The following is a 716-nucleotide window of genomic DNA, read 5'->3' on the forward strand; positions in this document are numbered from 1 at the left end:
GGCCAGGGGCGTCCGGGGGGGTTCGAACGACTCCGCTGGCCACGGCATCAGCGCAACTGGACGCCGCTGGGAGCACCCGGCCGTCGGCCCGCCCGGCCGGGACCTCTCCCGCCTGCCGGGGGAACCCGATCCTCGTCGACGACGTCGACACCGACTTGGACAGGCCGGATACGGGGTGTCCATCACCTCCCTGACACCATTTGCCGGACTGGTGTCGAACACGCCCTTAAAAGGCGGCTCACCGTGGCTTTCCAACGGTTGGGACGCCGCCGGACGTGACGTTTCCGTGGAGCTGACCGAATACCGTCGATCCGCTGTACCGACGCTGGGAAGCACGATTCCGCGGCGGGCCCGGCCATATGGCGATCGTTTTGTCATGGTTGGCGGCAGGGAAATGGTCGACCGCCGGTAGGCCAACTTTGTTGGGATGGGATTCGGTGATCGGCAGCGGGCTGGCCACGGGTGTGCAACGGCCTGACCGGCGACTGCGGCGGGCAGCGGATCGAGGAAGATCCCACGTATTGGCCCACGGTTGCGGTCGGTCGGCCGGCTGGCGGGTGGGATCGGCTGTTTCCCGGACAACCAGCCGGCGTGGAGGGTGAGTAAGTCCACAGGGGCGTGAGTAAGCCCACAGCCAGCGGGTCGGTGGCCAGGTCCGGACACGGCCGGCTCCGCCGCGGCTCACGGGAGCAGGCGGTGGGGCCGCAACGGGGGCG

It is taken from the genome of Candidatus Protofrankia californiensis, assembly GCF_900634765.1.
GTDB lineage: Bacteria > Actinomycetota > Actinomycetes > Frankiales > Frankiaceae > Protofrankia > Protofrankia californiensis.